Here is a 26,355-nt window from a genome sequence, read left to right as displayed (position 1 = left end):
AGGTGAGCCGAACGCCACAGTGACGAGGGAGTCGCGAGGAGGGTCGAGGGAAGAGAGGGGAACGCGAGCAAGATCGTAAAGGATCTCCCCCGCGTTCCGCACGCGGTCGTCTCAGCCGGCCAGGGGGTCGGGGGCCGTCGTGATCCCGAACTCGGCGAGCTTGGCCTTGCCGCCGTCGGGGGCCGTCAGGACCAGCGGACCGTCCTCGGTCAGCGCCACGGAGTGCTCCCAGTGCGAGGACCAGGTGCCGTCCGTGGTGATGACGGTCCAGTCGTCCTCCAGGACCTCGGTCCGCGGAGTGCCGAGCGACACCATCGGCTCGATCGCGAGGCAGAACCCGGGGACCAGCTTCGGACCCTTGCCACGCCTGCGCTCGACGTAGTTCAGCAGGTGCGGGTCCATGTGCATCTCGGTGCCGATGCCGTGGCCGCCGTAGTCCTCGACGATGCCGTACTTGCCGCCGCCCGGCTTCGGCTGCCGGCGGATGTACGTCTCGATGGCCCGGGAGACGTCCACCAGCCGGTTGCCCAGCTTCATGGCCGCGATGCCCGCCCACATCGACTCCTCGGTCACCCGGGAGAGCTCGACCACCTCCGGAGCGTGGCCGGAGCCCACGAAGGCGGTGAACGCGGCGTCGCCGTGCCAGCCGTCCACGATCGCGCCGGCGTCGATGGAGATGATGTCGCCGTCCTTCAGGACGGTCTTGTCGTCCGGGATGCCGTGGACCACGACCTCGTTCACCGAGGTGCAGATCGTCGCGGGGAACCCGCCGTACCCGAGGAAGTTCGGCTTGGCCTCGTGCTCCGCCAGGACCTTGCGCGCGACCTCGTCCAGATCCCGGGTCGTCGCACCGGGCACGGCCGCCTCACGCGTGGCCGCATGGATCGCGGCGACGACCAGTCCCGCCTCACGCATCTTGGCGATCTGCTCGGGGGTCTTGATCTGCACCATGGTGGCTGCGGCCTTTCTGGACCGGGACGACGGACTGTCTCAACGACGGACTACCCCAACGATACGGGGACCGGGCCCCGCCCCGCCCGGGGCCTTGGACCTCTCCCCCGCGGGGCTCACGGCCCGACCCCGTCGCGCACGTCGGCCGCGGCACCCCGAGCGGGTACCGCGGCCGATGCGACGTACTGCTTCACGCGCCCGCGGTCACCTGCACCGCGGAGCGGATCCCGCACGAGACCTAGGCGGCCTCGCGGGACAGCGCCTCCATGGCGCGTCCCGTGACCTCTTCCACCTTGCCGAGCGCGAGGATCGTGACGACCAGGCTCTGCGCCCGGTAGTAGTCGATGATCGGCTCGGTCTGCGTGTGGTAGACCTCCAGGCGCTTGCGGACGGTCTCCTCGGAGTCGTCGTCGCGCTGGTACAGCTCGCCGCCGCAGACGTCACAGACGCCTTCCTGCTCGGGCGCCTTGTACGACACGTGGAACACGTGCGACGAGTCGTTGCGGCAGATGCGACGGCCCGCGATACGGCGGACCACCTCGTCCTCGGGGACCTCCAGGTCCAGCACCGCGTCCAGCTTCATGCCCTCGGTGCTCAGCATCTCGTCGAGCGCCTCGGCCTGCGAGACGTTGCGCGGGAAGCCGTCGAGGAGGAAGCCGTTCTCCGCGTCGGGCTGCTCCATGCGGTCCTTGGCCATGGCGATGGTGACCTCGTCGGGTACCAGATCGCCCTTGTCCATGTAGGACTTCGCCAGCTTGCCCAGTTCCGTCTGCCGACTGATGTTGGCGCGGAACAGGTCGCCCGTGGAGATGTGCGGGATCCCCAGATTCTTGGCGAGGAACGCAGCCTGCGTTCCCTTCCCGGCACCGGGCGGCCCGACGAGGACGATTCGCATCAGCGGAGGAACCCTTCGTAATTGCGCTGCTGAAGCTGACTCTCGATCTGCTTCACCGTCTCGAGGCCGACACCCACGATGATCAGGATGCTTGTGCCACCGAACGGGAAGTTCTGGTTTGCCCCGAAACCAACCAACGCCACTGTCGGTACGAGAGCGATCAGCCCCAGATACAGCGAACCCGGCCAGGTGATCCGGTTGAGTACGTAACTGAGGTACTCAGCGGTCGGCCGGCCAGCCCGGATGCCCGGGATGAAGCCACCATACTTCTTCATGTTGTCGGCTACTTCCTCGGGGTTGAACGAGATCGCCACGTAGAAGAACGCGAAGAAAACGATCAGAAGGAAGTACATCGCGATGTAAATCGGGTGGTCACCCTTGGTCAGGTTGTTCGTGATCCACGTCTTCCACCCCGAATTGCCCTTCGAGAACTGGGCGATGAGGCTCGGGATGTAGAGCAGCGACGACGCGAAGATGACAGGGATCACACCTGCCTGGTTGACCTTCAACGGGATGTAGGTCGACGTGCCGCCGTACGAACGGCGGCCGATCATGCGCTTCGCGTACTGGACCGGGATCCGTCGCTGCGCCTGCTCGACGAAGACCACCAGGCCGACCATGAACAGGCCCACCAGGATCACCGTGCCGAACTCGATCCAGCCGTCCGCCAGCTTGCCCTGGATCTTGACGGTCCACAGGGCGCTCGGGAAGGTCGCGGCGATCGAGATGAACATGAGGATCGACATGCCGTTGCCGATGCCGCGGTCGGTGATGAGCTCACCGAGCCACATGACGACGCAGGTACCGGCGGTCATCGTGATGACCATCGTGATCGTGGTGAAGATCGACTGGTCCGGGACGATCTGGTTGCCGACCGGGCAGGTACCGAACAGGGCGCCGCTGCGAGCGGTGGCCACCAGGCCCGTGCCCTGCAGGATGGCGAGCGCGACCGTCAGGTACCGCGTGTACTGCGTGATCTTCGCCGTGCCGGCCTGACCCTCCTTCTTGAGGGCCTCCAGACGCGGGATGACCACGGTCAGCAGCTGCAGGATGATGCTCGCCGTGATGTACGGCATGATCCCGAGCGCGAAGATGGTGATCTGCAGCAGCGCGCCGCCACTGAACATGTTGATCAGGCTGAACAGCCCGCGGTTCTTGTCGGCCACGTCCATACACGTCTGGACGTTCTTGTAGTCCACGCCGGGGATCGGAATGTGCGTACCGACCCGGTAGACCACGATGATGGCCAGCGTGAAGAGCAGCTTCTTGCGCAGGTCGGGCGTCCTGAACGCCCGGGCGAACGCGGTGAGCACGGTGCCTCCTGCGACCCCCGCGCTACTGCGTCAGAGGTGACGGTCTTGAGGTTCGACGGATGACTGACAGCTAACCAACAGTCAAAGCCCGCCCGGAGTTCCCTTGAGTCACACCGGACGAAAATTAACAGTGCAGGCCACCTTACCGGCGACACTGCCCCCCTAGGAACGACCAACCGGGGATGCCCCTTTTGTGGGGCATCCCCGGTCGGGATCGCTCATGTCATCGAGGTGTCTGAAATCAGACGAGCTCGGTGACCGTACCGCCCGCGGCGGTGATCTTCTCCTTGGCGGAACCGGAGACGGCGTCGACCGCCACCTGCAGCGCCACGGAGATCTCGCCCTGGCCGAGGACCTTGACGAGGCTGTTCTTGCGAACGGCACCCTTGGCGACGAGACCCTCGACGGTGACCTCGCCACCGTCCGGGTACAGCGCGCCCAGCTTGTCGAGGTTCACGACCTGGAACTCGGTCTTGAACGGGTTACGGAAGCCCTTGAGCTTCGGAAGGCGCATGTGGAGGGGCATCTGGCCACCCTCGAAACGCTCCGGAACCTGGTAACGAGCCTTCGTGCCCTTGGTACCACGACCAGCCGTCTTACCCTTCGACGCCTCACCACGACCAACACGAGTCTTGGCGGTCTTGGCGCCCGGGGCGGGACGGAGGTTGTGGATCTTGAGCGGGTTGTTCTCCGCCATGATCTAGTCGACCTCCTCGACCGTCACGAGGTGGCGGACGGTGTGAACCATTCCGCGGAACTCGGGGCGGTCCTCCTTGACGACCTGCGTGTTGATGCCCTTGAGACCAAGGGAGCGCAGGGTGTCACGGTGGTTCTGCTTGCTGCCGATGTACGACTTCGTCTGCGTGACCTTGAGGCGAGCCATTACGCACCCGCCCCTGCACGCGCCCGAAGGAGAGCCGCGGGGGCGACGTCCTCGAGGGGCAGACCACGGCGAGCCGCGATCTCCTCGGGACGCTGCAGACCCTTGAGGGCCGCCACGGTCGCGTGCACGATGTTGATCGCGTTCGACGAGCCGAGCGACTTCGACAGGATGTCGTGCACGCCGGCGCACTCCAGGACAGCTCGCACCGGGCCACCGGCGATAACGCCGGTACCGGGGGAAGCAGGCTTGAGCAGGACGACGCCCGCAGCCTTCTCGCCCGTGATCGGGTGCGGGATGGTGCCCTGGATACGGGGGACCTTGAAGAAGTGCTTCTTGGCCTCTTCAACACCCTTGGCGATCGCGGCCGGCACCTCCTTGGCCTTGCCGTAACCGACACCGACGGTGCCGTCACCATCGCCCACCACGACCAGCGCGGTGAAGCTGAAGCGACGACCACCCTTCACAACCTTGGCGACGCGGTTGATCGCGACAACGCGCTCAACGTACGCGGTCTTTTCGGCAGCAGCTGCGCCGCCGTCACGGCCCTTCCGGTCCCGCCGCTCGCCGCCACCGGCACCGCCACCGCGGCGCTGGGGTCCAGCCATTGGAATTACCTCTCTCTGTTTCCGCTAGCTACGGAACCGACTCAGAACTTGAGTCCGGCTTCGCGGGCGGCGTCCGCCAGGGCGGCAATGCGCCCGGCGTACTGGTTTCCACCACGGTCGAATACGACAGCCTCGACACCGGCGGCCTTGGCGCGCTCGGCGACAAGAGCGCCGACCGACTTCGCCTGGGCCGACTTGTCGTTCTCGCCGCCGCGGATCGTCGTGTCCAGGGTCGACGCCGACGCCAGGGTGTGACCCTTAACGTCGTCGATGACCTGGGCCACGATGTGGCGGTTGGAACGCGTCACGACCAGGCGCGGACGCTCAGCCGTACCCGAGATGTGCTTACGGATCCGGATGTGACGACGCTTGATGGCAGCACGCTTGTAAGCGTCGCCCTTAGCAATCTTGACACCGTATGCCATGGCTTACTTACCCGCCTTTCCGACCTTGCGGCGGATGACTTCGCCTTCGTACTTGACACCCTTGGCCTTGTACGGGTCGGGCTTCCGCAGCTTGCGGATGTTGGCCGCAACCTCTCCGACCTTCTGCTTGTCGATGCCCTCGACCGAGAAGTGCGTCGGGTTCTCGACCTTGAACGAGATGCCCTCGGGCGCCTCGACCGTGATCGAGTGGCTGTAGCCGAGCGAGAACTCCAGGTTGGAGCCCTTCGCCAGGACGCGGTAACCGACACCGCTGATTTCGAGCTTCTTCACGTAACCCGTGGTCACGCCGGTGATCATGTTCGCCACCAGCGTGCGGGACAGGCCGTGGAGGGCCTTGTTCTGACGCTCGTCGTTCGGGCGGGTGACATTGAGAATGCCGTCCTCACCCTTGGCGACCTCGATCGGCGCCGCGACGGTGTGGGAGAGGGCGCCCTTGGGGCCCTTCACCTGGACCGTACGGCCGTCGATGGTGACGTCCACGCCGGCGGGAACCGTGATGGGGAGCTTGCCAATACGCGACATAGCTGTTTCCTCCGTTCCCTTCCGCTACCAGACGTAGGCGAGAACTTCTCCGCCTACGCCCTTCTTGCCGGCCTGCTGTCCAGTGAGGAGACCGTGCGACGTGGAGATGATCGCCACGCCGAGGCCACCGAGCACCTTGGGCAGGGAGGTGGACTTCGCGTACACACGCAGACCAGGCTTCGAGATCCGCTTGATGCCCGCAATGGAGCGCTCACGGTTCGGGCCGAACTTCAGCTCGAGGACGAGCTTCTTGCCGACCTCGGCGTCCTCGACCTTCCAGCCGGTGATGAAGCCCTCCTGCTGGAGGATCTCTGCGATGTGCGACTTGATCTTGCTGTGCGGCATCGCGACATCGTCGTGGTACGCCGAGTTCGCGTTACGCAGACGAGTAAGCATGTCTGCGATGGGATCAGTCATGGTCATGAATTGGCCTTCGGCCTCTCTCGCCGGGGTTTCCTGTATGCGCCATCCCTCTCCCCACTCAGTGGCGGGACGGGTGCGGTGCGGGGACCTACGGCGTAGTAAGTCGTACGGGCGTCAGGCGCCCAACCCTCCTAGCCTAAGGCATGGAGGGGTGGGCACCTGACAGAGCCCTTTACTTACCGAGAGCCCTGGAATCCCTTGTTGGGGGGACTACCAGGAGCTCTTGGTCACGCCCGGCAGCTCGCCACGGTGAGCCATCTCACGAAGGCAGACGCGGCACAGGCCGAACTTGCGGTACACGGAGTGCGGACGACCGCAGCGCTGGCAGCGCGTGTAGCCACGCACACCGAACTTGGGCTTACGAGCAGCCTTGGCAATCAGAGCCTTCTTCGCCATCTCGCTTACGCCTCCTTGAAGGGGAAGCCGAGGTGACGGAGAAGGGCACGGCCCTCAGCGTCGTTGGTCGCCGTGGTGACCACGGTGATGTCCATACCCCGGACGCGGTCGATCTTGTCCTGGTCGATCTCGTGGAACATGACCTGCTCCGTGAGACCGAAGGTGTAGTTGCCACGGCCGTCGAACTGCTTGGGGGACAGACCACGGAAGTCGCGGATGCGCGGAAGCGCGAGCGACAGGGTGCGGTCCAGGAACTCCCACATGCGGTCGCCACGGAGGGTGACGTGCGCACCGATCGGCTGACCCTCGCGCAGCTTGAACTGCGCGATGGACTTCCGGGCCTTGGTGATGGCCGGCTTCTGACCGGTGATGGTGGTCAGGTCACGGACGGCACCGTCCATGAGCTTCGAGTCACGGGCGGCGTCGCCGACACCCATGTTGACCACGATCTTGACGAGACCCGGGGTCTGCATGACGTTCTCGTAGGAGAACTCGTCCTGCAGCTTGCCCGCGATCTCCTCGCGGTACTTCGTCTTGAGACGCGGAGTGGTGGTGGTAGCCATCAGATGTCCTCACCCGTCCGCTTGGCAACGCGGATCTTGTTGCCCTCGTCGTCGAAGCGGTAACCGACGCGCGTGACGACCTTGTCGCCGTCCTTCTCAACGACCAGCTGGACGTTGGAGACGTGGACGGGCGCCTCGGTCGTGACGATGCCACCAGCCTGCGAACCCTTGGCGGTCGGGCCGGCCTTCGTGTGCTTCTTGACCCGGTTGACACCCTCGACCAGGACGCGCTCGTCGCGCGGGTAAGCGGCAATGACCTTGCCCTGCTTGCCCTTGTCCTTACCGGTGATGACCTGAACCAGGTCGCCCTTCTTGATCTTCATGCTTACAGCACCTCCGGCGCGAGCGAGATGATCTTCATGAACTTCTTCTCGCGCAGCTCACGGCCCACCGGGCCGAAGATACGGGTGCCGCGAGGGTCGCCGTCGTTCTTCAGAATGACGGCGGCGTTCTCGTCGAAACGGATGTACGAGCCGTCCGGACGGCGGCGCTCCTTGACGGTGCGAACGATGACCGCCTTGATGACGTCACCCTTCTTCACATTGCCGCCGGGGATCGCGTCCTTGACGGTGGCGACGATGACGTCACCGATGCCCGCGTAGCGGCGACCGGAGCCACCGAGCACACGGATGCAAAGGATTTCCTTCGCACCAGTGTTGTCGGCGACACGCAGTCGCGACTCCTGCTGGATCACGTCTATCTCCTGATTGTCTGCCGGTTCCCGGGGCGGGGTCGGCCTTTACGGCGACCCCGCCCCGAGCCTGGCGGAACCAACCTGAGGGATACCCCTCAGGTAATTACTTGGCCTTCTCGAGGATCTCGACGATGCGCCAGCGCTTCGTCGAGGACAGCGGCCGGGTCTCCATGAGGAGGACGCGGTCGCCGACGCCTGCGGCGTTCTGCTCGTCGTGGGCCTTGAGCTTGCTCGTACGGCGGATGACCTTGCCGTACAGGGCGTGCTTCACGCGGTCCTCGACAGCGACGACGACGGTCTTGTCCATCTTGTCGCTGACGACCAGACCCTCACGGGTCTTGCGGAAACCGCGGTCGGTCTTCTGCTCGGTCACGTTGCTCTCAGTCATCAGGCGCTCTCCACCGTCTCGATGCCCAGCTCGCGCTCACGCATCAGGGTGTAGATCCGCGCGATGTCCTTACGGACGGCCTTGAGCCGACCGTGGTTCTCGAGCTGACCGGTCGCCGCCTGGAAGCGGAGGTTGAACAGCTCTTCCTTGGCTTCGCGGAGCTTCGCGAGAAGCTCCTCGTCACCCAGTTCGCGCAGCTCGGACGCCTTGGTACCGGCCGACATCACGCTTCACCTGCCTCGCGCTTGACGATCCGGCACTTCATCGGCAGCTTGTGGGCTGCGCGAGTGAGGGCCTCACGGGCGATCTTCTCGTTGGGGTAGGACAGTTCGAACATGACCCGGCCCGGGTGCACGTTCGCGATCCACCACTCGGGCGAACCCTTACCGGAACCCATGCGGGTCTCGGCAGGCTTCTTCGTGAGCGGGCGGTCCGGGTAGATGTTGATCCAGACCTTGCCGCCACGCTTGATGTGGCGGGTCATCGCGATACGAGCGGCCTCGATCTGACGGTTCGTCACGTACGCCGGCGTGAGGGCCTGAATGCCGTACTCGCCGAACGAAACCTGCGTACCGCCCTTGGCCTGACCACGGCGCTTCGGGTGGTGCTGCTTGCGGTGCTTGACCCTACGGGGGATCAGCATGTCGGTCAGGCCTCCGTTCCGGTGCTCTCAGCCGGAGCGGCAGCCGCCGGAGCCTCGGCCTTGGGGGCCTCGGCGGCGGGAGCCTGCTGCGGCTTACGACCGCGACCGCCACGCTCGCCACCGCGGCCACCACGGCCGGCCGGGCGGTCGTTGCCGCCACCACGGGCCGGGCGGTTGCCGGCGCGGGCAGCAGCGTTCTCGGCGCGGACCTCGGCGATGTTCTTGACGTCGCCCTTGTAGATCCAGACCTTCACACCGATACGGCCGAAGGTCGTCTTGGCCTCGAAGAAGCCGTAGTCGACGTTCGCGCGGAGCGTGTGCAGGGGCACACGGCCCTCGCGGTAGAACTCCGAGCGGGACATCTCGGCGCCACCGAGGCGGCCGCCGCACTGGATCTTGATGCCCTTGGCGCCGGCCTTCATCGTGCCCTGCATGCTCTTACGCATGGCGCGACGGAAGGAAACGCGGGAGGACAGCTGCTCGGCAACGGCCTGGGCCACCAGCTGAGCATCGGTCTCGGGGTTCTTGACCTCGAGGATGTTCAGCTGGACCTGCTTGCCCGTGAGCTTCTCGAGGTCACCGCGGATGCGGTCGGCCTCGGCGCCACGGCGGCCGATGACGATGCCGGGACGCGCGGTGTGGATGTCCACCCGCACGCGGTCACGGGTGCGCTCGATCTCAACCTTCGAGATACCGGCGCGCTCCATGCCGGACGACATCATCCGACGGATGGCGACGTCTTCCTTGACGTAGTCCTTGTACAGCTTGTCGGCGTACCAGCGGGACTTGAAGTCCGTGGTGATGCCGAGCCGGAACCCATGCGGGTTAACCTTCTGGCCCATTACCGGGTTCCTTCCTTGCTGCTGACGACCACGGTGATGTGGCTGGTCCGCTTGCGGATCCGGTAGGCACGGCCCTGGGCACGCGGCCGGAACCGCTTCAGGGTCGGACCCTCGTCGACGTAGGCCTCGGAGATGACGAGGCTGCCGGCGTCGGTGTGGTCGTAGTTGTGTGCGGCGTTGGCAATGGCGCTGTCAAGCACCTTGCCGACCGGCACGCTCGCGGCCTGCGGGGCGAAACGCAGGACCGCCTGAGCCTCCGTGGCATCCATGCCACGGATAAGGTCCACCACTCGGCGGGCCTTCATGGGCGTGACGCGGATGTACCGCGCCTGGGCCCTGGCTTCCATGGTTGTCCTTCCAGTGTCTGTCATGGTCGATTCCACCCCGCGTTAGCGGCGCTTCGACTTCCGGTCGTCCTTGACGTGACCCCGGAAGGTGCGCGTCGGCGAGAACTCGCCGAGCTTGTGGCCGACCATCGACTCGGTGACAAACACCGGGATGTGGGTCTTGCCGTTGTGCACCGCGATCGTGTGGCCGAGCATGGCCGGGATGATCATCGAGCGACGGGACCAGGTCTTGATGACGTTCTTGGTACCGGCTTCGTTCTGTACGTCCACCTTCTTTACAAGGTGTCCGTCGACGAAGGGTCCCTTCTTGAGACTGCGCGGCATCTAAACCCGCTCCTAGCGCTTCTTGTTCGTCTTGCGGCGGCGGACGATGTACTTGTTCGAAGCCTTCTTCGGCGAACGAGTACGACCCTCCTTCTGACCCCACGGGGAGACCGGGTGGCGACCACCGGAGGTCTTGCCCTCACCACCACCGTGCGGGTGGTCAACCGGGTTCATCGCCACACCGCGGACGGACGGGCGAACGCCCAGCCAGCGCTTACGGCCGGCCTTACCCCAGTTGATGTTGCTCTGCTCGGCGTTGCCGACCTCGCCGACCGTGGCGCGGCAGCGCTGGTCGACCAGGCGGATCTCACCCGACGGCATGCGGAGGTGGGCCATGGTGCCCTCCTTCGCGAGCAGCTGCACCGAGGCACCGGCGGAGCGGGCGAACTTGGCGCCGCCACCGGGACGGATCTCGATCGCGTGGATCGTGGTACCGACCGGGATGTTGCGGAGCGCCAGGTTGTTGCCCGGCTTGATGTCGGCCCCGGGACCGTTCTCGACGCGGTCGCCCTGCGACAGGTTGCGGGGGGCGAGGATGTAGCGCTTCTCGCCGTCCGCGTAGTGAAGCAGCGCGATGCGCGCGGTGCGGTTGGGGTCGTACTCGATGTGCGCGACCTTCGCCGGCACGCCGTCCTTGTCGTGACGACGGAAGTCGATCACTCGGTAGGCGCGCTTGTGTCCGCCACCCTGGTGGCGAACGGTCACACGACCGGCGTTGTTACGGCCGCCCTTGCTGTGCAGCGGGCGGACCAGCGACTTCTCCGGCGTGGACCGCGTGACCTCGACGAAGTCGGCGACGCTCGAGCCACGACGGCCCGGCGTAGTCGGCTTGTACTTGCGGATTCCCATTTCTCAGTCCTCGTCCGATATTCGGACCAGGGCGCTCCGTTAGGAGGCCTGGCCGAAGATGTCGATACGGTCGCCCTCAGCGAGGGTCACGATCGCGCGCTTGCTGTCAGCACGCTTGCCGAAGCCCGTCTTGGTGCGCTTGCGCTTGCCCTGACGGTTGATCGTGTTGACCCCGGTGACCTTGACCGAGAAGACCGCCTGGACGGCCTGCTTGATCTGGGTCTTGTTGGCCCGCGGGTCGACGACGAAGGTGTACTTGCCCTCGTCGAGCAGCGCGTAGCTCTTCTCCGAGACGACCGGCTTGAGGAGGACGTCACGGGGGTCCGTGAAGCTCTTGCTCAGCGGGGTCTCGACGGTGTTCTTGCCTTCGGCCTCGTGGCGCTTCGCCTTGGCGACGCGCGCGGCCTTGGCGACCTTGGCGGCCTTCGAGGCAATGCTCGGGTGACGCGTAGCCATCAGGCTTCGCTCCCTTCGGTGTCAGCGGCCTGGGGGCCAGACACGAAGGACTCGAAAGCGGCCTGGGTGAAGACCACGTCGTCCGAGACGAGAACGTCGTACGTGTTGAGCTGGCCCGGCTCCAGGATGTGGACCTGGGGCAGGTTGCGCGCGGAGAGCAGCGCGGCCTCGTCGGAGCGCTCGATGACCAGGAGCACGTTCTTGCGCTCGCTGACCTTGCCGAGGAAGCTCTTCGCGGCCTTGGTGGAGGGGGTCTCGCCCTCGATCACGCCGGTGATGACGTGGATGCGAGCGTTGCGGGCCCGGTCGGTGAGGGCGTGGCGCAGGGCCGCGGCCTTCATCTTCTTCGGGGTCCGCTGCGAGTAGTCACGCGGGGTGGGGCCGTGAACGACGCCACCGCCGGCGAACTGAGGCGCGCGGGTCGAGCCCTGACGGGCGCGGCCGGTGCCCTTCTGGCGGTAAGGCTTGCGGCCACCACCACGGACCTCGCCACGACGCTTGACCTTGTGCGTGCCCTGACGGGCCGCGGCCAGCTGCGCGACGACAACCTGGTGGAGCAGCGGGATGCTGATCTTCTCTACATCGAAGATCTCGGCCGGGAGCTCTACGGTCCCGGCGTTGTCGCCGGAGGGCGACAGAATGTCAATGGTGCTCATGTCCTCAGGCCCCCTTGGCCGCGGTACGGACCAGGACGAGGCCGCCGTTCGGACCAGGGATCGCTCCCTTGATGAGGAGCAGGCCCTTCTCCGCGTCAACGGCGTGAACGGTCAGGTTCTGGGTGGTGACCCGCTCGTTGCCCATGCGGCCCGCCATGCGGACGCCCTTGAACACACGGCCCGGGGTGGCACAGCCACCGATGGAGCCGGGAGAGCGGTGCTTGCGCTGGACACCGTGTCCGGCGCCGAGGCCCTTGAAGTTGTGACGCTTCATGACACCGGCGAAGCCCTTGCCCTTGCTCTTGCCGGTCACGTCCACCTTGAGGCCGGCCTCGAACACCTCAGCGGTGATCTCCTGGCCGAGGGTGTACTCGCTGGCGTCAGCGGTACGGATCTCGACGAGGTGGCGGCGGGGCGTGACGTCGGCCTTGGCGAAGTGACCCTTGAGGGGCTTGTTCACCTTGCGCGGGTCGATCTCGCCGAAGGCGATCTGGACCGACTCGTAGCCGTCGGAGTCATTCGTACGGACCTGGGTCACGACGTTCGGGCCGGCCTTGACGACGGTGACGGGAACAACACGGTTGTTCTCGTCCCACACCTGCGTCATGCCGAGCTTCTCGCCCAGGATTCCCTTGATCTGCTTAGCCATTCTCAGATCACCGATCCCTAGAGCTTGATCTCGATGTCGACACCGGCCGGAAGGTCGAGTCGCATCAGGGAGTCAACGGTCTTGGGCGTCGGGTCGAGGATGTCGATGAGGCGCTTGTGCGTGCGCATCTCGAAGTGCTCGCGCGAGTCCTTGTACTTGTGCGGCGACTTGATGACGCAGTACACGTTCTTCTCAGTGGGCAGCGGCACCGGGCCCGCGACCGACGCACCAGTGCGCGTCACCGTCTCGACGATCTTCTTCGCCGAGGAGTCGATGACCTCGTGGTCGTAGGCCTTGAGCCGGATGCGGATCTTCTGTCCCGCCATGGCTACTCAGTAGTCCTTTGTCTAGTGAAACGCTCTGGAACCCGGGGGTTCGCGTCCTGCTCTCCGACCCACGCGGTCGGGTGTGTCGCGCTCCTGCCGCACAGATATCCGTAACGGATTTCCCTACGTGGGACGCGGCTCGCCCGAAAGCAACCGCTGGACCGGGGGCTGAACACCCACCGGGCGCCTGGCCTGCACCCCGCTGACACTTCCCGGAAGATTCCCGTACGTCCGCCCGAGCGCTGCCTTACGGCAGATCGAGCGACGAGTACTGTGGGACTCGCTTCCAGTCCTCCCGACGGGAGGCGCGCAGCATCGGCACTCGACCGAGCAACCCCGCTAGTCTGCCATACGGGGCAGGGACCTGGCCAATCGAGCCGAGGATCGTACCCCTAAGGTGACGCAGGTCAAACCCGCGACCCCTTGCACTCTCCGGCCGACGCCGAATTGGGTGGCTTGAGCATGCCCTGACAGGCAGAGAACGCTGGCCCGTGGGATCGCGTTGCGACAGGATCACCGGCGTGACGCGAGCAGGCATACCCCTGGATGCGATGGCAGAGGTCCTGGAGTTCCAGAGAGGGCTTTGGTCGACCGAGGGGCTCCACCCCTCCCCCGTGCTGCGGTCCGAGGGCGGCGAGCACCTGGGCATCAGTCTCACGTCGGCCGACTGGCACGTCCGGCTGACCGTGGAACTGCACCGGAGCGGTTGGGCCCAGCTCTTCTTCTCCTCCCCCACGCATACCGCGGAGGAGCCCCGCCGCATCCGCTCCGTCGGGGCCTGGACCGCCCTGCTGGACGAGGCTGCCGCCCGCGCCTCCCGGCTGCGCCTGCTGCCCGCCCGTCTGCTGGCCCGCACCTGCACGACGGGATGGCTGGACTGGATACACGGTGAGCTGTGGCTGCTCCCGGACGCCCTGATCCGCGTGCGCAGCGGCCTGATGGATTCCGTGGTGAACTCGGCGAGCGGCTCAGGCGTCTCGGCGAAGGACCCCTACGAGGTGATCCCCTTCGACGCCGAGAGCGTTCGCTCGGTCCACCGCACGAACAAGGTGATCCCCCTCGCCGAACTGTCGGAGGCCCGCCTCCACCGGGGCCTCACGACGTCCGGGATGACGGCGACCATGCGAGACGGCACCCGCCACAAGCTCCTGTGGCTGTCGACGGAGCCGGCGGGCCGCCTGCTGAGGGATCGGCTGCTGCCGGTGCTTGGGCAACGGCTCACGCGTTGAGGGCCATGGCCGGGAGGTGCTTCCCAGCACAGCGATACTCCGCCGCATCGATGCTCAGTCCCATGGATCACGCACTGGCCTGCGCTTCCACCACAGTCCGAACTCCGCCTCGGGCCTCGCCCTGGTCGGACGCACCCAGGAGCGAATGCTCGGCCGGAACTATCGCGCCCACGAAGCGCTGGCCCAACTGCGACAGCAGCCAGCCCAGGGCACCCTCCTGCGCCTCCGCGAGCTGTCCTTTCATCAACTGCCCAAGCGAGTCACGGGAGTCGAGGTCGTTCTCGTAGGCGCTGATGGCATGGAAATCGTCGCTCGTCCACCCGGGCTCCAAGTGGCGGACCACACGCTCCCAGGACGCGAACCGCTCCGCGACCGAATAGAGGGGTGACGTGATCCTCTCCCCCAGCTCCGGCGCTACTCGGGAACGCTCCGCCTCATGGCGCTCCGCGTCACACCGGGCGACGCCGTCCCTGACCGCCGCGGGCAGCGCGGCCCATGCAGCATTGGTTTCCGGCGCGGAACGAAACATCTCGTACGCCACGACGCCTGCCTTCCGGTGTGCTCCGCACCTCAGGGGAAAGTTGGGTTCGTGTTCCACCCAGCCGTCCACCGAAGGCGTTCGTCACCAGCTAAGAGACACCCGTCAGCTCTTCCTGCGCAGGGCCTTCCGGACATCACCGACCGCGTACACGAACTCCAGTCGCCAGGTCTCCAGCTTGTCCCGAATCCTCGACTCGATCTTCCACCACTTGAGCCATAGGGGCAGATCGCGGAACGGCACGAAGCACAGGGTGTCGGCGATCGCGTTCACGGCGATACTCAGCCGCCCGGGGCCTTCCGCGCGCAGCGCGGCGTAGAGCTCCGGCGTCAACGCCCCGTTGAGCCGGGCCGCGACACCGGCCGCGGTGAACGCGAACACGCGCTGGTCGATGTCCGACAGGCGCATCGCCCGGATGATCCGCGGGGAGGCTTCCTTCAGCGAACAGTTGAAGGCCAGCCCGATCACTGCGGTCCCGAGGTGCCCGTTGCCCCGCTCAAAGGCGGCGTCCACCTCGGCGGGGTCATGGACACGGATGAGCCCCTCTCCGGTGTCCCAGTTAGGACCGGATGTCATGCCGGTACTTCACCGTTCCCCTGACGCTGGCCCACACAGCGATCCTCCAACGCCTCGGTGATCAACCCCACGGATCACGCACTGACCTGCGCTTCCACCACACTCCACGTTCCGCCGCCGGCCTCGCCCTGGCGCTGACGGGATGGAAAAACCGTCGCTCGCCCAGCCAGGCCCCGGCCAGCGCACCACACGCTCCCAGAACGCGAACCGCTCCGCGACTGAATATACGAGAGCCGTGACGCAGTCCCGCAGCTCCAGCGCTACCCGGGAGCTCTACACGAGTGCCGCCTAGAACATCCCGTAGGAAGCTGCCTACTCGTATGGATTCGTGGAGAACACGGGGCGGGAGCTCGGGAAGTCTTCCGGAAAGAACGGAGGTTGAAGCTCTCTGGTCAAGAGGTCCAGCACGACCCCCGTTGAAGTTCTCGACGAGACGATGAATTCAAGCTGCCCAGCCTGGATGATTACGGTCGGCCAGTCGGCAGGGTCCCCGTCAGGAATCCACAAGAGAGGGTCCCCGTTGTCGGTCGTACCCCACTGGATGAGGTCCCCTGGCTCCGACTGGTGTCGTGCAAGAGCTTCACGGAGATCCGGAGCGGCTTTGCTGTCCAGGATGGACCGCATTGCTCCGGTAGCGATTTCGATGTCGAGGTTCGCGTTGTCCGCACCCGCAGCGAAGATCCATAGGAATTCGTCAAAGCATCCGGTCCCATAAGCGTCAACCAGAGCACCATGGCTTTGAGGAAGTCTCGGGAGCTCACACGGTGACGGCAGACTGGGCATTTCTGGAGGCGGACAGAGTGATGTGAGATCCGAGAGATCGTCCGCACCCACACGATCCGATCCAGTCATGAGATACACCTCTTTACAGATTCGACAGTCGCCGGCTGAACGACCAGCCGAAGTCATCTACAGCCTCTATAAGCACGTGGCTGGGAACATTTCCACCGTTGGCATATTCAGGAGTTACACTCATGGTGACGGTGTTGCCGGAAGATCTAACATGCCCAGCGATCAGGTCTTCGGCATCGGAGATCGGCCCATTGTTTTGTGTCGTACCTTGCGTGACGATATTCCGCATGTCCCGGCCGTCCCCTCCGAACTGCTGGCCGATCAGATGTCCCCTCGAATGACCGGCGGCACCACCCTGGAATCCAGGGGGCGCGTACCTGGGACCGCGCCCCGGAGGGCTCCCGATCAGCTTGTTGGCCGCATCGTCCAAAGTCTGCGGGCTGACTTCCGCATAGGCAGGACCTCGCTGGCCGTTCGGCGCGATATCGCTGTAGTAGGGGCTCAACCCGAGCGGGTCTATTCCAGTGTGCGGGTTGTGGACGTAAGCAACTGGATTCGGAGCGGGTGCCAGGCCGAGAGGGTCAGGCGTCAGGTAGCGTGCACTCTCCGGATCATACAAGCGGAAATAGTTGTAGTGGAGACCCGACTCTGGATCATAATACTGGCCAGGGAATCGCAATGGCGTGTAAGCCTTAGCGTCGGCATTCCACGCCGCTTTGCCCCAGAGATTAGACCGTGCTCGCCACGCGACTGCACCATCCTCATCGAAGAGCTCTGTCGGCGTACCGACGAGATCGGTAATGATACCGAAGAACCGTGAGTCTATTTCCTCCTGAGGTGCTTCGGCCTCCGCGATACGTTCCGTCTGCGCTATCGGGTGGAATCCGTCATAGTCCCATGTGACCGTTACCGCATGAGAGTAAGACCGTTCACGCGTGGTCTGCTCGCAAAGAGTGGCACCGTCCCATGTAAAAACCACCTGCTCCGCAACGGTTCGTCCGTCCTCAGCGATGCGCTGCTTGGCGGTACGCCGCCCAAGCGGATCGTACATGTATCGCCAAAGCGTTCCGTCCGGCGTCGTAACCGATGTCAACCTGCTTTCGACATCCCATGTGTAACGCCAGGTGTCAGGCTTGCGCGACAGTCGTTTTTTCTGTCGGAGAACCGTTCGCCCCAAGGCGTCGTACTCGTAGCTGGTGCCGCCTGAACCGACGAGCCTCGTACCAGCGTATGCACGGTCTCCGGTGGAATCTTCACCGAAATATTTCGCGGGCCAGGAGGCACGGGTGAGATTGCCCGCTCCATCGTACGCATAGCTCTCGGTCCAGTTATTGGCGTGCACGGCCGTGACACGGCCGGCGAGATCCAGATCGAATCGACGATCGCCGTGGAACTGGTCATCGTCGCCTACGAGATTTCCGTCCGCACCGAAACGGTAGGCACGGTGCAGCACAGGAACTTCACCGGGGACGCTCAGTGACAGGGAAGTACGGCGGCCGAGGCCGTCATAGGCGTGTGTGAGGGTGATGTTCTCACCCACCGAGCGACGGACCTCGTTGCCCGACCAGTCCCGCTCGAAGAGCACACTGTGGCCTGAGGCGTTCAGCTGTGTGCGGTTACCTGCCGCATCGTACGTCCAGGTCGTAGAAGCCCCGGAGGGGGTCGTTCGGCCTTTCAGGCGTCCCAGCGCGTCACGGCAGTAGGTTGTGCTGCGGCCGCCAACAGTCTCCGAGATGACCTGCCCGCTCGGGTCGAGCTCAAGAGTGAGCGACACATCCGGCCCGTTCGCTTCGACCAACCGTCGATTCGGGTCGTACGCGAACTCAGTGGCACCGTCGTCAGTGACTTTCTTGACCACATCTCCGAGGATGTCGCGTTCGTAGTGGACGCGATTGCCGAGGATGTCTGTGCGAGTGGTAAGGCGTCCCGCCTTATCGTAGGTGTACGCGAAGCTCCGGTCGTCGAAATCGGACTCCGAGATCAGATGCCCGGCTGCATTGTGTTCGTACTCCCATATCAGACCTTGCGGATTGATGACGCTGGTAAGCCGAAGGTTCTGATCGTGGATGAATTCGTACCGCGCCCCGTCTGGACCGACCCGAGCGGACGGCAGGTCGAAGTGGGTGTACTCGAAGAGCGTGGTGGCGCCTGCGGGTGTCGTATGGCTGGTGCAGTTGCCCTCCCCGTCGTAGGACCAGCTCTCAACGGCGCCGTCCGCAGTCGTGCGGCTGGCAATCTGACCCTCGACTGTCCATTCGATCTGAGTGCTGTGGCCCTCCGGATCCGTGTAGGTGACGATGCGACCAAATGCATCACGCTGCCAGGTGGTCATTGCGCCGAGGGGGTCGGTTGCTGCCACCGGAAGTCCCGCCGGGTCACACTGGACGGTCCTGGCATTGCCCAAAGCATCTGCCACTGCTACGAGTTGACCCACGGTGTCGTAGGTGAACCGAGTGGTGGCCCCTACTGGATCGGTCATGGCCGTGCAGTTTCCGCGCTCGTCGTATTCTCTGTACCAGGACGCTCCATCAGGCATACGGATGATCGTGGGACAGTTCAGGTCGTTGTAGTCGATGCGCGTCGTCGCAAAGTCCGGACGGAGGACTTCCGTCACAGCGCCTCTCTCATCGACGACAAAACGCGTGGAGTGGCCCAGTTCATTGGTGCGCGACACAACGTGGTGATGAGCGTCGTACTCGGTACGGACCACTGAACCGAGGGAGTCAATGTCGGCGATGACCTGACTGGCTTCGTTGATGACGAAGCGTGTGATGGCGCCGTCGGCCGTAGTAAGGCTGGTGATGCGGCAGTTCGGCCAGGCCGGGTCGCTTCCGTCATAGTCGAGGGCGATGGTGATGTGGCCCGCCTCGCCGCCTTCGCCGACACAACGGTCGCGCTCGTCGTACTCATACTCGTAACGACTGTCGTTGGTGTCAGTCCACGACGTGATGCGGAGACGATCGTCGTACGTGAACCGCAATGGAAGACCAGTCGAGTTCACGACCTCGGTGAGATTGCCATCGGTGTACCGATAGCACTTGATGACGACGTCAGATCCGTCGGGGGCGGCGTCCGCCAGAGCCAGAGCGGTGACGCGGCCGTCTTGGGTATCCAGTTTGAGCTGATACCCGCCCGAGTGGCGGATGGCCACAGGAGCTTCGTACTCGTCGTAGTCAACCGTGATGGTGTTGTTGTTGCGGTCGGATATATGCGTGAGCCTGGCAACACCGCCTGCAGGAGCGGCAAAGTGGCGAGCGTGACCGGAGAGCGGATCATCGACGCGGTAGCCACCGTCGCCGAGGAGAGTCAGGCTCCACCGTGGGCCGGCCTCCGGATGAACAGGGATGCCAGGTCCTGTTGGGTGGGGATAGGCCAGAAGCAGACCATCTTCGGTGACGAAGACAGCGCCTCGGTCGTCGACCTCGAGACGCTGGTCGATGGTGGAAGCCCAGCCAGGGCCGAACCACGACCCGCAGCGATAGTCGGACGCAATCCGTCGCGTGAAGGCCAGAGGAAGGTTGCCGGGAAGTTCAACGTCGGTCTGAGGTAGGAACATCGCCCCGGTGGCCATGTCCACGGGGTCGCTGCCCTTGGAGCGAACCACGCTCTTGACCCGGTTGTACGCGCCCTTCGCCCCATCCGCGAGCATCCCCCGGGCGTTTTTGCCCAGCCCCCGCGCCGCCAGACTCATCCCCTTCAGGCCGCCCTTGAGGCCCTTCATCGCGGCGAGGCCGCCCTTGAGGCCCTTGGCCAGGCCGCCGAGGGTGGTCAGGCCCTTCATGCCGGGTATGCAGTCCAGCGCGGCGAAGGCGACATCCCATAGGGACGCCTGCCCCTTCGCATATTTATTGAGAGTGTCCGCGAGCACGACCAGGGCCGCGATCAGCACGATCGCGCCGAGGATCGGCCCCCCGATGATCATCGCGATGATCCCCAGCACCGCGACGACGACCTTGCACACCGCGACGATCGTGTCCCAGTTGTCGGAGAACCAGTCCCCGACCTCCTCCCACCACTTCCGGTTGTGGATCCCCGCATCCGACGCCTCATCGATCTTCGACTTCGCGTCCCGCGCCGCCTCCTCCCGCATCGTCCGGGCATCCGCAGCCATCTTCTTCGCCGCGTCCAGCGCATTGCTCGCCGTCGTCACATCCGACTGAGCACTGTCGTGCGCGGACTTGGCGTGCTGGGCATCCCGCGTGGCGGCCCGTACCTTCGCCTCGTCCGGCTTCTCAGCGCTGCCCTTGCTGCCGGTCGGGTCGTCCTTGTACTTGTCCGCTTCCTTGTTCGCCCGCGTCACCCACGAATCAGCCGAAGAAAGACGCGACTTCGCAGACGTCAGATCGGACTGCGCGTCCCGCCCCTTCGCCAGCGCCTTGTCCGCCAGCGCCTGCGCCCGCTCCAGCTTCGGCCAGTAAGCGGCCAGGGCATCCCCCGCCATCTCGTACGACTTCTTCAGCTTCTTCAACTGCTTCGGCACACCGGCGAACTCGTCCTGGAACGCCTTCGCCGACTTCCCCGCCCACTGCAGAACCGTGTCCTCGGCCGCCATCCCCTTGATCAGACGCAGCGCATCACCCACGTCATCGGCGAAGTCATGCAGATTTTTCGACAGATGCCGCACCCGATCCGGATCACCCGGCGTCGGATCCCTGTCCAGATCCAGCACATGCCAGTCACCCGGCCGATTCCCCGCCATGCCGCAACCCCCGTGACAGCAACACCACCAACGACACCAACAACTTGCGTATGCACAAGCGAACTTACAGGGAACAGGGGTTCGCTTCCCAGCCATCCCCGTGAAGCCGTCTCGCAGGCATCACATCGGCGTCAGCAGCCGTTCCAGTTCCTCGTCGTACGCACGGTGGCCCGCCTTGACCCACTCCGGCGCAGCCGCGTTCGGATCGAGGAGGCCGGGCAGGTGAGCGACCCGCCACATACGGAACACCCCCTCAGGGGTGTTGCGCCCCGCGCCGTCCACGAGTTCGCAGGCGATACGGAGGATCGAGGCGATCTCGTCCGTCGTGTCCGGGACCCCGACACCCGCCTCCACGCCTGCGGCAACTCCCGCGGCGACCAAGCCATCCAGCAGATGGGTGAGTTGGAGATCCGCGCCCATGCGGCACATGCGGCGCACCACCTGCGGCTCCTCCAGGTAGGACAGATCCTCCGACGGCTGCCAACCCTGAGGTACCCAGGTGACTCCCGCCGACCAGAGCAGCAGGGACCGCACGTCGACAGGATGGTCGCGCAGGTATCCCAGTTCGTGGGCCTCGGCCATGACCGAGCCACCGAACCGGCCGACCGCCTGGATGCCGGCGACGACCCGCGTCACCTCATCGCGCCTGAGGGCCAGGAAGTCCCCCACCGACGCGTCGGCCGGCCTCCAGGTTCCTGCGTGGGTCAGCGCACCGATCTCCACGACTCCGCCCAGGGCCGCGAACACGGGCCGGGCGTCGCTGCCTGATCGCATCACCGCTCCGTCACTCGGGTGGGATGTGCACCAGCGCAGGGATGGTTCAGCCCCGCGCAGCGAACGTGAGGAACGCCGACCAGGTGGAGGGGGCCAGGGTGAGGTGTGCGTCGTCCGGGCGCTTGGAGTCCCGGACGTGGACCCCGGGCGGAGCGGTGGCCACCTCGACGCAGTCGTTTCCGTTACTGCTGTCGCTGTAGCTGCTCCTGCGCCAGTGAAGGCCCGCGGCTTCCTCGGCAGAGGTCATGTGGATCACGTTTCTCCCAGCAGTCGCTCGATGAAGGCCACGGACTCCCTCGGTGTGAGCGCCTGGGCCCGGATGATGCCGTACCGCAGTTCCAGGACCCTGAGCTGCCGCGGCTCGGAGACAGGGCGCCCAGCGAACTCGTCGTCTGTACGCCCGGCAGCAGTGCCGTCTCCGAACTTCAGCACCTGGATCCGTCCACCCGTGCCCGGGTGATCGGCGCGACTTGTCGGCATCACCTGGAGCTCCACGTACGGCAACTGAGCCAACTCCAGCATGTGTTCGAGCTGTCGGCGCAGCACCATTGTGCCTCCCACGGGGCGGCGTAGCGTCACCTCTTCTTGGACGAAGCTCAGCTCAGGTGCCGGCAAGCGTTCGAAGATTGCTTTGCGGGCCACCCTCGCCGCGACCATCCGTTCCAGCTCGTCCGGTGAGTACGCCGGTCGCCACGTGCCGAGCAGCGCCCGCGCATACTCCTCCGTCTGCAACAGCCCATGGATGTTGTGGTTGCTGTAGAGCAACTGCTCGACGGCCCGAGCCTCCAGTTGGGCCAGCTCCCGCACCCTCTTCGGGTAGCGAGCCCTCTCCATGTCCTCCTTGAACGCCGCGATATGGCCGCCCGCGTTCAGAACCCCGTCCGCCCTGTCCAGGAACTCCGCCCGGGGAATCCGGGCCCCCCGCTCCACCTTGCGGACCAGGTCCTCCCCGTAGCCGATCGCCTGGCCCAGCTCGACGACGCGCATCCCGGCGGCCTCGCGCCAGAGCCTGACCTGGCGGCCCGCCGCCTCGACCACCGGGGCGATCTCGTCCTCGGGGCTGACGTCCCAGCCCGGCTCGTCCGTGCCCTCACCGTTCACTCCCACCCACCTCCAACGCCCACCCTTCCCGTACGGCACCCAGGACAGCCGGGACAGAACGGGACAGCGGGCGGACAGCCGGCGTACGGAGCGGAAGCCGGTCGCACCGGGTCGTGGATCTCCCCGCCCCGGTGAACGACGACGCGGTCGTACGCGACGCAAAAGATCCCAAGTACCGGGGAGAGAACCCCTCCCAACCCCACCAGCCTCCCGTCGGTCGTCACATCACCCGCAAGGGTGACAATCGCCAACTGAGCTGGATTCTCCGCACGTTGGGGGGCATATGCTCGCGGCGAACCACAACCGCAGCCGCACCATCAGTGGGTGGGGCACGCACCACCGCGGACATACGACGGCCCCCGGCCGGGACTGGCATCCCGATCGAGGGCCTCACCAACAAGGAAGCAACACCTTCCCGATGGATACCCAAAACCTTAGCGCGCCCTCGTGCGCCCAACCCCGGATTCCGCGGGGTATCACCCACATCAACGTCCGCCAGACCTCGCGCTACACGGTGATCGGCAACCACCTCGCCCAGCACCGCGAGCTGTCGCTCCTCGCGATCGGCCTCGGCGCCCACATCCAGTCGCTGCCCAGCGGGGCCCGCGTCGACATCAAGTCGCTCACGGCACGCTTCCCCGAGGGCGAGACGCGGATCGCCTCCGCCTTACGGGAGTTGGAGGCGCACGGCTACCTCTCCCGTACACGGGAACGCCTCCCGAGCGGCCAGGTGGTCACGCACACGGTGTCGTACAACCAGCCTCGGGAATCCGCCGTACAGCGCGCCCGAGCCGCGCTCGCGGGCCTCCGGCATCCAGAGCGCGCCCGCGTCGACCCCCTCCGCCCCCTGCGACGCGACCCGATCCTCACCCGCGCGCAGGGAGCCCCGGACGGCCCCATCACGTGCGTCGAGCCATCCGTCGGGTCCCCCACCGCCCGCGCCGACTCACCGGTCGAGCCGCCCACCCCTCCGGTCGGGACACCCCCCGCCCCCGCCGTCCCTCCCCCGCCTTCCGGCGAAACCCCCGCGCATACCCGACACAAGCCGCCACTCCCCACCCCACAGACCCCCGGCCCGGACGGCGACCGCACCGCGGTCGACCTGCTCGCCGGCCTGCACCGGTACGACCCCCGCCTCCTGCTCGCCGAACGCGACGTTCTCCGTCTCGCGCCCGCCGTCACCGCCTGGCTGGAACGCGGGCCCACCCCCGAGGCCGTACGCCGGGCCCTGACCGCGGATCTGCCCGAGCCGCTCCGCCACCCGGCCGCCCTGCTCGCCCACCGCCTGACCGAGCTGCTGCCGCCCCCGCTCCCCGCAACGCTCCCGCCCGCGCACCGGGACCCTCTCCAGAACTGCGACGGCTGCGACCGCGCCTTCCGCGCCCCGGAACCGGGCCACTGCCGCGCCTGCCGCCACCGACCCCGGCCCGAGGGAGCCGCCTAGCATGAACGTGACGACCCTTGCCCCCCGGGCAGAGACGAGGAGCGCACGCCATGAGCATCGTCCCTGACAACGCGCGGCGAGACGCCCACCACCTCTACCGGGCGATGCGCGAATTCCTGGAATCGATGGACGACACGCTTCCGGGCAAATTCGAGATCACCAAGGTAGGGATCGTCCACGACATGATGGCGCCCGTCGGCCCACATGAACTGACCACCCTGCACCTCCGAAGGCGCCTGGAGAAGGTCATGCCGGAGGAGCTCGTGGCCCACACAGGCACTCCGGACGTGGAAGCCGAATCCGAGGGGATCATGAGGCATCCCGACATCATGGTCATCGCGATGGCCGACATGGACGTTCCGGGTTCCATCGACGGACGGACGCTGATCGCCGCCATCGAAGTGGTGTCCCGCTCCAACCCTGAGAACGACTGGGTCGGCAAGACACGCGACTACCCGCGCCTCGGCATCCCGATCTACGCGATCTTCGACCCGCGCACCGCCACCGGCGCCGTACTGTCCGACATCCACCCGACCCCCAGCGGCCCCCGCTACGCCACCCGCAAGGACTTCCTGTACGGCGAGGACGTCACGATTGCCGACTGGACCATCTCCACGGTCGGGCTCCCCCGCTACGGAGACACCCCCACGGACAGCACCGCCACCGACCCGTCGTCCTGACTCCCCCCGCCACCTGGCCCACTCCCCCGCGACACCCCCCACCCGTCCCCGGACAGTGGAAGCATGGCTGAACAGACCACCCTGCTGACCGGGCAGAACCTTCCTCCCGTGCGGGACTGGATCGCGGGGGACGTGAAAGGGACCGACTTCGATCCCGTGCTGGCCGAGTTGATGCAGGACGGGCCCCTCGCCCGGATCAGGCTGCCGCACGGGGAGGGCTGGGCCTGGCTCGCGACCCGGTACGAGGACGTACGGATGATCGCCGACGACCCCCGGTTCAGCCGGGCCGCGGCCGTCGAGCGGCCGATCACCCGCCCCGCGCCCACCTTCGAGCCCGACCCCGGATGCCTGGCCTTCGCCGATCCGCCCGATCACGGCCGGCTGCGCCGCACGGTCGAGAGCGCCTTCACCGACGGCGCCGTGGAGCGGCTGAGGCCGCACGCCCAGCAGATGCTCGACGAACTGGTGGACGGCATGCTGCACGACGGCCCCCCGGCCGACCTCGTCGAACGCGTCCTCGAACCTTTCCCCGTCGCCGTCGCCTGCGAGGTCATGGGCGTGCCCTCGGGAGAGCGCCGGCAGGTGCAGGCCTGGGTGCGACGGATCGGCTCGACCGACGGCTGCGCCGACACCGCGAAGCGGGCGAAGGAGGCCATGTCCGCTCTCTACGAGTGGATCGGCGGCATCGTGCGGGAGCGCCACGACAGTACGGACGCGGACGTGCTGTCACTGCTCGGCGCCGCCGTCGGGCGCGGGGAGATCAGCGAGGCCGAGGCGGTCGGCCTCGCGGGACCGCTCCAGACCGGCGGCGACGCCGTCACCCACACGTGCGGGCAGATGCTGTTCCTCATGCTGACGGACACCGCGCTCTACGAACGGCTCCGCGGGCAGCCCGAGTCCCGTACCGCGGCCGTCGACGAGCTGCTCCGCCACCTCCCGCACCGCGCGTCCGTGGGCCTCGCCCGTATCGCCCTGGAGGACGTCGACGTGCACGGCGTGCGGATCTCCGCCGGCGAACCGGTCTACGTGTCCTACCTCGCCGCCAACCGCGACCCGGACGTCTTCCCCGACCCCGACCGGCTCGACGTCGGCCGGGACGCCGGCGCGCACCTCGCGTTCGGCAGCGGGCCGCACCACTGCGCCGGCGCCGGCTTCGCCCGGATGCAGACCGAGCTGCTGGTCGACACCCTGCTGGACCGGCTCCCGGGACTGCGCCTGGCCGTGCACGTCGACCAGGTGCCGTTCCGCCGGCGCGCGATGGTCCGTGGACCGAGGAGCCTGCCCGTCCGCTGGTGACGGCATGGGCAGGCACCGCGCCGTCAGGCACCGCGCCGTCGACACGTCCGGGAAC

The 26,355-nt window shown here is 66.1% G+C and carries 34 protein-coding genes; 4 read left to right on the top strand and 30 right to left on the bottom strand.

Annotated elements, in window-relative coordinates; translation table 11 throughout:
* Positions 1–111: 111 nt before the first annotated feature.
* From map to rpsJ, 24 genes are all read right to left on the bottom strand, one after another.
* Positions 112–951, bottom strand: coding sequence for a type I methionyl aminopeptidase (gene map / locus B0675_RS12635; protein ID WP_081218900.1), 840 nt, complete (start codon positions 949–951; stop codon positions 112–114).
* A 238-nt stretch (positions 952–1,189) separates the two neighbouring features.
* Complete coding sequence (locus B0675_RS12630; RefSeq protein ID WP_081218899.1) at positions 1,190–1,846, bottom strand: adenylate kinase; 657 nt, start codon at positions 1,844–1,846, stop codon at positions 1,190–1,192.
* The gene (gene secY / locus B0675_RS12625; RefSeq protein ID WP_081218898.1) at positions 1,846–3,159 is read right to left on the bottom strand and encodes a preprotein translocase subunit SecY; all 1,314 of its coding nucleotides are present in this window, start codon (positions 3,157–3,159) and stop codon (positions 1,846–1,848) included. The genes B0675_RS12630 and secY overlap by 1 nt, the downstream gene beginning before the upstream one ends.
* Positions 3,160–3,400: 241 nt before the next feature.
* Positions 3,401–3,856, bottom strand: a complete 456-nt coding sequence (rplO, locus tag B0675_RS12620; protein ID WP_081218897.1) for a 50S ribosomal protein L15 — start codon at positions 3,854–3,856, stop codon at positions 3,401–3,403.
* A gap of 3 nt (positions 3,857–3,859) precedes the next feature.
* Positions 3,860–4,042: a 50S ribosomal protein L30 gene (gene rpmD / locus B0675_RS12615; protein WP_055553514.1), complete on the bottom strand. Its 183-nt coding sequence runs from the start codon at positions 4,040–4,042 to the stop codon at positions 3,860–3,862.
* Positions 4,042–4,647, bottom strand: a complete 606-nt coding sequence (gene rpsE, locus B0675_RS12610) for a 30S ribosomal protein S5 (RefSeq protein WP_037694140.1) — start codon at positions 4,645–4,647, stop codon at positions 4,042–4,044. Before rpsE ends, rpmD begins: the two co-directional genes overlap by 1 nt.
* A 41-nt stretch (positions 4,648–4,688) precedes the next feature.
* On the bottom strand, positions 4,689–5,072 hold the full coding sequence (rplR, locus tag B0675_RS12605) for a 50S ribosomal protein L18 (RefSeq protein ID WP_081218896.1): 384 nt from the start codon (positions 5,070–5,072) through the stop codon (positions 4,689–4,691).
* A gap of 3 nt (positions 5,073–5,075) precedes the next feature.
* On the bottom strand, positions 5,076–5,615 hold the full coding sequence (rplF, locus tag B0675_RS12600) for a 50S ribosomal protein L6 (RefSeq protein WP_081218895.1): 540 nt from the start codon (positions 5,613–5,615) through the stop codon (positions 5,076–5,078).
* 24 nt (positions 5,616–5,639) lie between these two features.
* Entirely contained in the window at positions 5,640–6,038 is a 399-nt protein-coding gene (rpsH, locus tag B0675_RS12595; protein WP_081218894.1) for a 30S ribosomal protein S8, read from the bottom strand.
* A 210-nt stretch (positions 6,039–6,248) separates the two neighbouring features.
* Positions 6,249–6,434: a type Z 30S ribosomal protein S14 gene (locus B0675_RS12585; RefSeq protein WP_003948630.1), complete on the bottom strand. Its 186-nt coding sequence runs from the start codon at positions 6,432–6,434 to the stop codon at positions 6,249–6,251.
* A 5-nt stretch (positions 6,435–6,439) separates the two neighbouring features.
* Positions 6,440–6,997, bottom strand: a complete 558-nt coding sequence (gene rplE / locus B0675_RS12580; protein WP_081218893.1) for a 50S ribosomal protein L5 — start codon at positions 6,995–6,997, stop codon at positions 6,440–6,442.
* The gene (gene rplX / locus B0675_RS12575; RefSeq protein WP_081218892.1) at positions 6,997–7,320 is read right to left on the bottom strand and encodes a 50S ribosomal protein L24; all 324 of its coding nucleotides are present in this window, start codon (positions 7,318–7,320) and stop codon (positions 6,997–6,999) included. The genes rplE and rplX overlap by 1 nt, the downstream gene beginning before the upstream one ends.
* 2 nt (positions 7,321–7,322) lie before the next feature.
* Positions 7,323–7,691, bottom strand: coding sequence for a 50S ribosomal protein L14 (gene rplN, locus B0675_RS12570; protein ID WP_003992364.1), 369 nt, complete (start codon positions 7,689–7,691; stop codon positions 7,323–7,325).
* Between the two features lie 103 nt (positions 7,692–7,794).
* Positions 7,795–8,079 (bottom strand): 30S ribosomal protein S17, encoded by a 285-nt coding sequence (gene rpsQ, locus B0675_RS12565; RefSeq protein WP_081218891.1) that lies wholly within the window; start codon positions 8,077–8,079, stop codon positions 7,795–7,797.
* Positions 8,079–8,303, bottom strand: coding sequence for a 50S ribosomal protein L29 (gene rpmC, locus B0675_RS12560; protein WP_003998824.1), 225 nt, complete (start codon positions 8,301–8,303; stop codon positions 8,079–8,081). The genes rpsQ and rpmC overlap by 1 nt, the downstream gene beginning before the upstream one ends.
* On the bottom strand, positions 8,303–8,722 hold the full coding sequence (gene rplP, locus B0675_RS12555; protein WP_010986348.1) for a 50S ribosomal protein L16: 420 nt from the start codon (positions 8,720–8,722) through the stop codon (positions 8,303–8,305). The genes rpmC and rplP overlap by 1 nt, the downstream gene beginning before the upstream one ends.
* A gap of 5 nt (positions 8,723–8,727) precedes the next feature.
* On the bottom strand, positions 8,728–9,564 hold the full coding sequence (gene rpsC, locus B0675_RS12550; RefSeq protein WP_081218890.1) for a 30S ribosomal protein S3: 837 nt from the start codon (positions 9,562–9,564) through the stop codon (positions 8,728–8,730).
* On the bottom strand, positions 9,564–9,911 hold the full coding sequence (gene rplV, locus B0675_RS12545) for a 50S ribosomal protein L22 (RefSeq protein WP_006604878.1): 348 nt from the start codon (positions 9,909–9,911) through the stop codon (positions 9,564–9,566). Before rplV ends, rpsC begins: the two co-directional genes overlap by 1 nt.
* Before the next feature lie 42 nt (positions 9,912–9,953).
* Positions 9,954–10,235, bottom strand: coding sequence for a 30S ribosomal protein S19 (gene rpsS / locus B0675_RS12540; RefSeq protein ID WP_024755409.1), 282 nt, complete (start codon positions 10,233–10,235; stop codon positions 9,954–9,956).
* A 12-nt stretch (positions 10,236–10,247) separates the two neighbouring features.
* Positions 10,248–11,084: a 50S ribosomal protein L2 gene (gene rplB, locus B0675_RS12535; RefSeq protein ID WP_081218889.1), complete on the bottom strand. Its 837-nt coding sequence runs from the start codon at positions 11,082–11,084 to the stop codon at positions 10,248–10,250.
* Between the two features lie 39 nt (positions 11,085–11,123).
* Entirely contained in the window at positions 11,124–11,540 is a 417-nt protein-coding gene (gene rplW, locus B0675_RS12530; RefSeq protein ID WP_081218888.1) for a 50S ribosomal protein L23, read from the bottom strand.
* Positions 11,540–12,196: a 50S ribosomal protein L4 gene (gene rplD / locus B0675_RS12525; RefSeq protein WP_081218887.1), complete on the bottom strand. Its 657-nt coding sequence runs from the start codon at positions 12,194–12,196 to the stop codon at positions 11,540–11,542. The genes rplW and rplD overlap by 1 nt, the downstream gene beginning before the upstream one ends.
* Before the next feature lie 4 nt (positions 12,197–12,200).
* Positions 12,201–12,845, bottom strand: a complete 645-nt coding sequence (rplC, locus tag B0675_RS12520; RefSeq protein ID WP_081218886.1) for a 50S ribosomal protein L3 — start codon at positions 12,843–12,845, stop codon at positions 12,201–12,203.
* 17 nt (positions 12,846–12,862) lie between these two features.
* Positions 12,863–13,171 (bottom strand): 30S ribosomal protein S10, encoded by a 309-nt coding sequence (gene rpsJ, locus B0675_RS12515; protein ID WP_003948644.1) that lies wholly within the window; start codon positions 13,169–13,171, stop codon positions 12,863–12,865.
* Between the two features lie 521 nt (positions 13,172–13,692).
* Here rpsJ and B0675_RS12510 point away from each other — a divergent pair.
* Positions 13,693–14,400 (top strand): hypothetical protein, encoded by a 708-nt coding sequence (locus B0675_RS12510; protein ID WP_143661065.1) that lies wholly within the window; start codon positions 13,693–13,695, stop codon positions 14,398–14,400.
* A 67-nt stretch (positions 14,401–14,467) separates the two neighbouring features.
* Here B0675_RS12510 and B0675_RS12505 read toward each other — a convergent pair whose 3' ends face one another.
* The 6 genes from B0675_RS12505 to B0675_RS12475 form a co-directional block, all read right to left on the bottom strand.
* Positions 14,468–14,941 (bottom strand): hypothetical protein, encoded by a 474-nt coding sequence (locus B0675_RS12505; protein ID WP_081218884.1) that lies wholly within the window; start codon positions 14,939–14,941, stop codon positions 14,468–14,470.
* 102 nt (positions 14,942–15,043) lie between these two features.
* Positions 15,044–15,514, bottom strand: a complete 471-nt coding sequence (locus B0675_RS12500) for a hypothetical protein (protein ID WP_081218883.1) — start codon at positions 15,512–15,514, stop codon at positions 15,044–15,046.
* 865 nt (positions 15,515–16,379) lie between these two features.
* Positions 16,380–20,975, bottom strand: a complete 4,596-nt coding sequence (locus B0675_RS12490; protein WP_241539767.1) for a DUF6531 domain-containing protein — start codon at positions 20,973–20,975, stop codon at positions 16,380–16,382.
* Between the two features lie 150 nt (positions 20,976–21,125).
* Positions 21,126–21,779, bottom strand: coding sequence for a hypothetical protein (locus B0675_RS12485; protein ID WP_081218881.1), 654 nt, complete (start codon positions 21,777–21,779; stop codon positions 21,126–21,128).
* A 46-nt stretch (positions 21,780–21,825) separates the two neighbouring features.
* The gene (locus tag B0675_RS12480; RefSeq protein ID WP_081218880.1) at positions 21,826–22,035 is read right to left on the bottom strand and encodes a DUF397 domain-containing protein; all 210 of its coding nucleotides are present in this window, start codon (positions 22,033–22,035) and stop codon (positions 21,826–21,828) included.
* Positions 22,032–22,886: a helix-turn-helix transcriptional regulator gene (locus tag B0675_RS12475; protein ID WP_081218879.1), complete on the bottom strand. Its 855-nt coding sequence runs from the start codon at positions 22,884–22,886 to the stop codon at positions 22,032–22,034. The genes B0675_RS12480 and B0675_RS12475 overlap by 4 nt, the downstream gene beginning before the upstream one ends.
* Before the next feature lie 412 nt (positions 22,887–23,298).
* Here B0675_RS12475 and B0675_RS12470 point away from each other — a divergent pair, with 412 nt between their 5' ends.
* From B0675_RS12470 to B0675_RS12460, 3 genes are all read left to right on the top strand, one after another.
* The gene (locus tag B0675_RS12470; protein WP_081218878.1) at positions 23,299–24,324 is read left to right on the top strand and encodes a hypothetical protein; all 1,026 of its coding nucleotides are present in this window, start codon (positions 23,299–23,301) and stop codon (positions 24,322–24,324) included.
* Positions 24,325–24,374: 50 nt separating this feature from the next.
* Positions 24,375–25,004: a Uma2 family endonuclease gene (locus B0675_RS12465; protein ID WP_081218877.1), complete on the top strand. Its 630-nt coding sequence runs from the start codon at positions 24,375–24,377 to the stop codon at positions 25,002–25,004.
* Between the two features lie 63 nt (positions 25,005–25,067).
* Positions 25,068–26,300, top strand: a complete 1,233-nt coding sequence (locus tag B0675_RS12460) for a cytochrome P450 (RefSeq protein WP_081218876.1) — start codon at positions 25,068–25,070, stop codon at positions 26,298–26,300.
* Positions 26,301–26,355: the final 55 nt, after the last annotated feature.

It is taken from the genome of Streptomyces sp. M41(2017), from assembly GCF_002078175.1.
Lineage (GTDB): Bacteria > Actinomycetota > Actinomycetes > Streptomycetales > Streptomycetaceae > Streptomyces.
Note: the sequence above shows the minus strand (reverse complement) of the source record. Positions and strands in the feature narration are given on the sequence as shown.

Bases quoted from the DNA above. Each gene is read 5' to 3' on its own strand.
- rpsQ (WP_081218891.1), bottom strand. From the start codon at position 8,079: ATGACTGAGAGCAACGTGACCGAGCAGAAGACCGACCGCGGTTTCCGC.
- B0675_RS12465 (WP_081218877.1), top strand. From the start codon at position 24,375: ATGAGCATCGTCCCTGACAACGCGCGGCGAGACGCCCACCACCTCTAC.
- rpmD (WP_055553514.1), bottom strand. From the start codon at position 4,042: ATGGCTCGCCTCAAGGTCACGCAGACGAAGTCGTACATCGGCAGCAAG.
- B0675_RS12485 (WP_081218881.1), bottom strand. From the start codon at position 21,779: ATGCGATCAGGCAGCGACGCCCGGCCCGTGTTCGCGGCCCTGGGCGGA.
- rpmC (WP_003998824.1), bottom strand. From the start codon at position 8,303: ATGTCGGCCGGTACCAAGGCGTCCGAGCTGCGCGAACTGGGTGACGAG.
- rplE (WP_081218893.1), bottom strand. From the start codon at position 6,997: ATGGCTACCACCACCACTCCGCGTCTCAAGACGAAGTACCGCGAGGAG.
- rplP (WP_010986348.1), bottom strand. From the start codon at position 8,722: ATGCTGATCCCCCGTAGGGTCAAGCACCGCAAGCAGCACCACCCGAAG.
- rplD (WP_081218887.1), bottom strand. From the start codon at position 12,196: ATGAGCACCATTGACATTCTGTCGCCCTCCGGCGACAACGCCGGGACC.
- rplR (WP_081218896.1), bottom strand. From the start codon at position 5,072: ATGGCATACGGTGTCAAGATTGCTAAGGGCGACGCTTACAAGCGTGCT.
- map (WP_081218900.1), bottom strand. From the start codon at position 951: ATGGTGCAGATCAAGACCCCCGAGCAGATCGCCAAGATGCGTGAGGCG.
- rpsC (WP_081218890.1), bottom strand. From the start codon at position 9,564: ATGGGCCAGAAGGTTAACCCGCATGGGTTCCGGCTCGGCATCACCACG.
- B0675_RS12630 (WP_081218899.1), bottom strand. From the start codon at position 1,846: ATGCGAATCGTCCTCGTCGGGCCGCCCGGTGCCGGGAAGGGAACGCAG.
- rplC (WP_081218886.1), bottom strand. From the start codon at position 12,845: ATGGCTAAGCAGATCAAGGGAATCCTGGGCGAGAAGCTCGGCATGACG.
- B0675_RS12460 (WP_081218876.1), top strand. From the start codon at position 25,068: ATGGCTGAACAGACCACCCTGCTGACCGGGCAGAACCTTCCTCCCGTG.
- B0675_RS12500 (WP_081218883.1), bottom strand. From the start codon at position 15,514: ATGACATCCGGTCCTAACTGGGACACCGGAGAGGGGCTCATCCGTGTC.
- rpsJ (WP_003948644.1), bottom strand. From the start codon at position 13,171: ATGGCGGGACAGAAGATCCGCATCCGGCTCAAGGCCTACGACCACGAG.
- B0675_RS12585 (WP_003948630.1), bottom strand. From the start codon at position 6,434: ATGGCGAAGAAGGCTCTGATTGCCAAGGCTGCTCGTAAGCCCAAGTTC.
- rplB (WP_081218889.1), bottom strand. From the start codon at position 11,084: ATGGGAATCCGCAAGTACAAGCCGACTACGCCGGGCCGTCGTGGCTCG.
- rpsS (WP_024755409.1), bottom strand. From the start codon at position 10,235: ATGCCGCGCAGTCTCAAGAAGGGACCCTTCGTCGACGGACACCTTGTA.
- rplO (WP_081218897.1), bottom strand. From the start codon at position 3,856: ATGGCGGAGAACAACCCGCTCAAGATCCACAACCTCCGTCCCGCCCCG.
- rplX (WP_081218892.1), bottom strand. From the start codon at position 7,320: ATGAAGATCAAGAAGGGCGACCTGGTTCAGGTCATCACCGGTAAGGAC.
- rplW (WP_081218888.1), bottom strand. From the start codon at position 11,540: ATGGCTACGCGTCACCCGAGCATTGCCTCGAAGGCCGCCAAGGTCGCC.
- rpsE (WP_037694140.1), bottom strand. From the start codon at position 4,647: ATGGCTGGACCCCAGCGCCGCGGTGGCGGTGCCGGTGGCGGCGAGCGG.
- B0675_RS12470 (WP_081218878.1), top strand. From the start codon at position 23,299: ATGGATACCCAAAACCTTAGCGCGCCCTCGTGCGCCCAACCCCGGATT.
- rplV (WP_006604878.1), bottom strand. From the start codon at position 9,911: ATGGAAGCCAGGGCCCAGGCGCGGTACATCCGCGTCACGCCCATGAAG.
- rplF (WP_081218895.1), bottom strand. From the start codon at position 5,615: ATGTCGCGTATTGGCAAGCTCCCCATCACGGTTCCCGCCGGCGTGGAC.
- rpsH (WP_081218894.1), bottom strand. From the start codon at position 6,038: ATGACCATGACTGATCCCATCGCAGACATGCTTACTCGTCTGCGTAAC.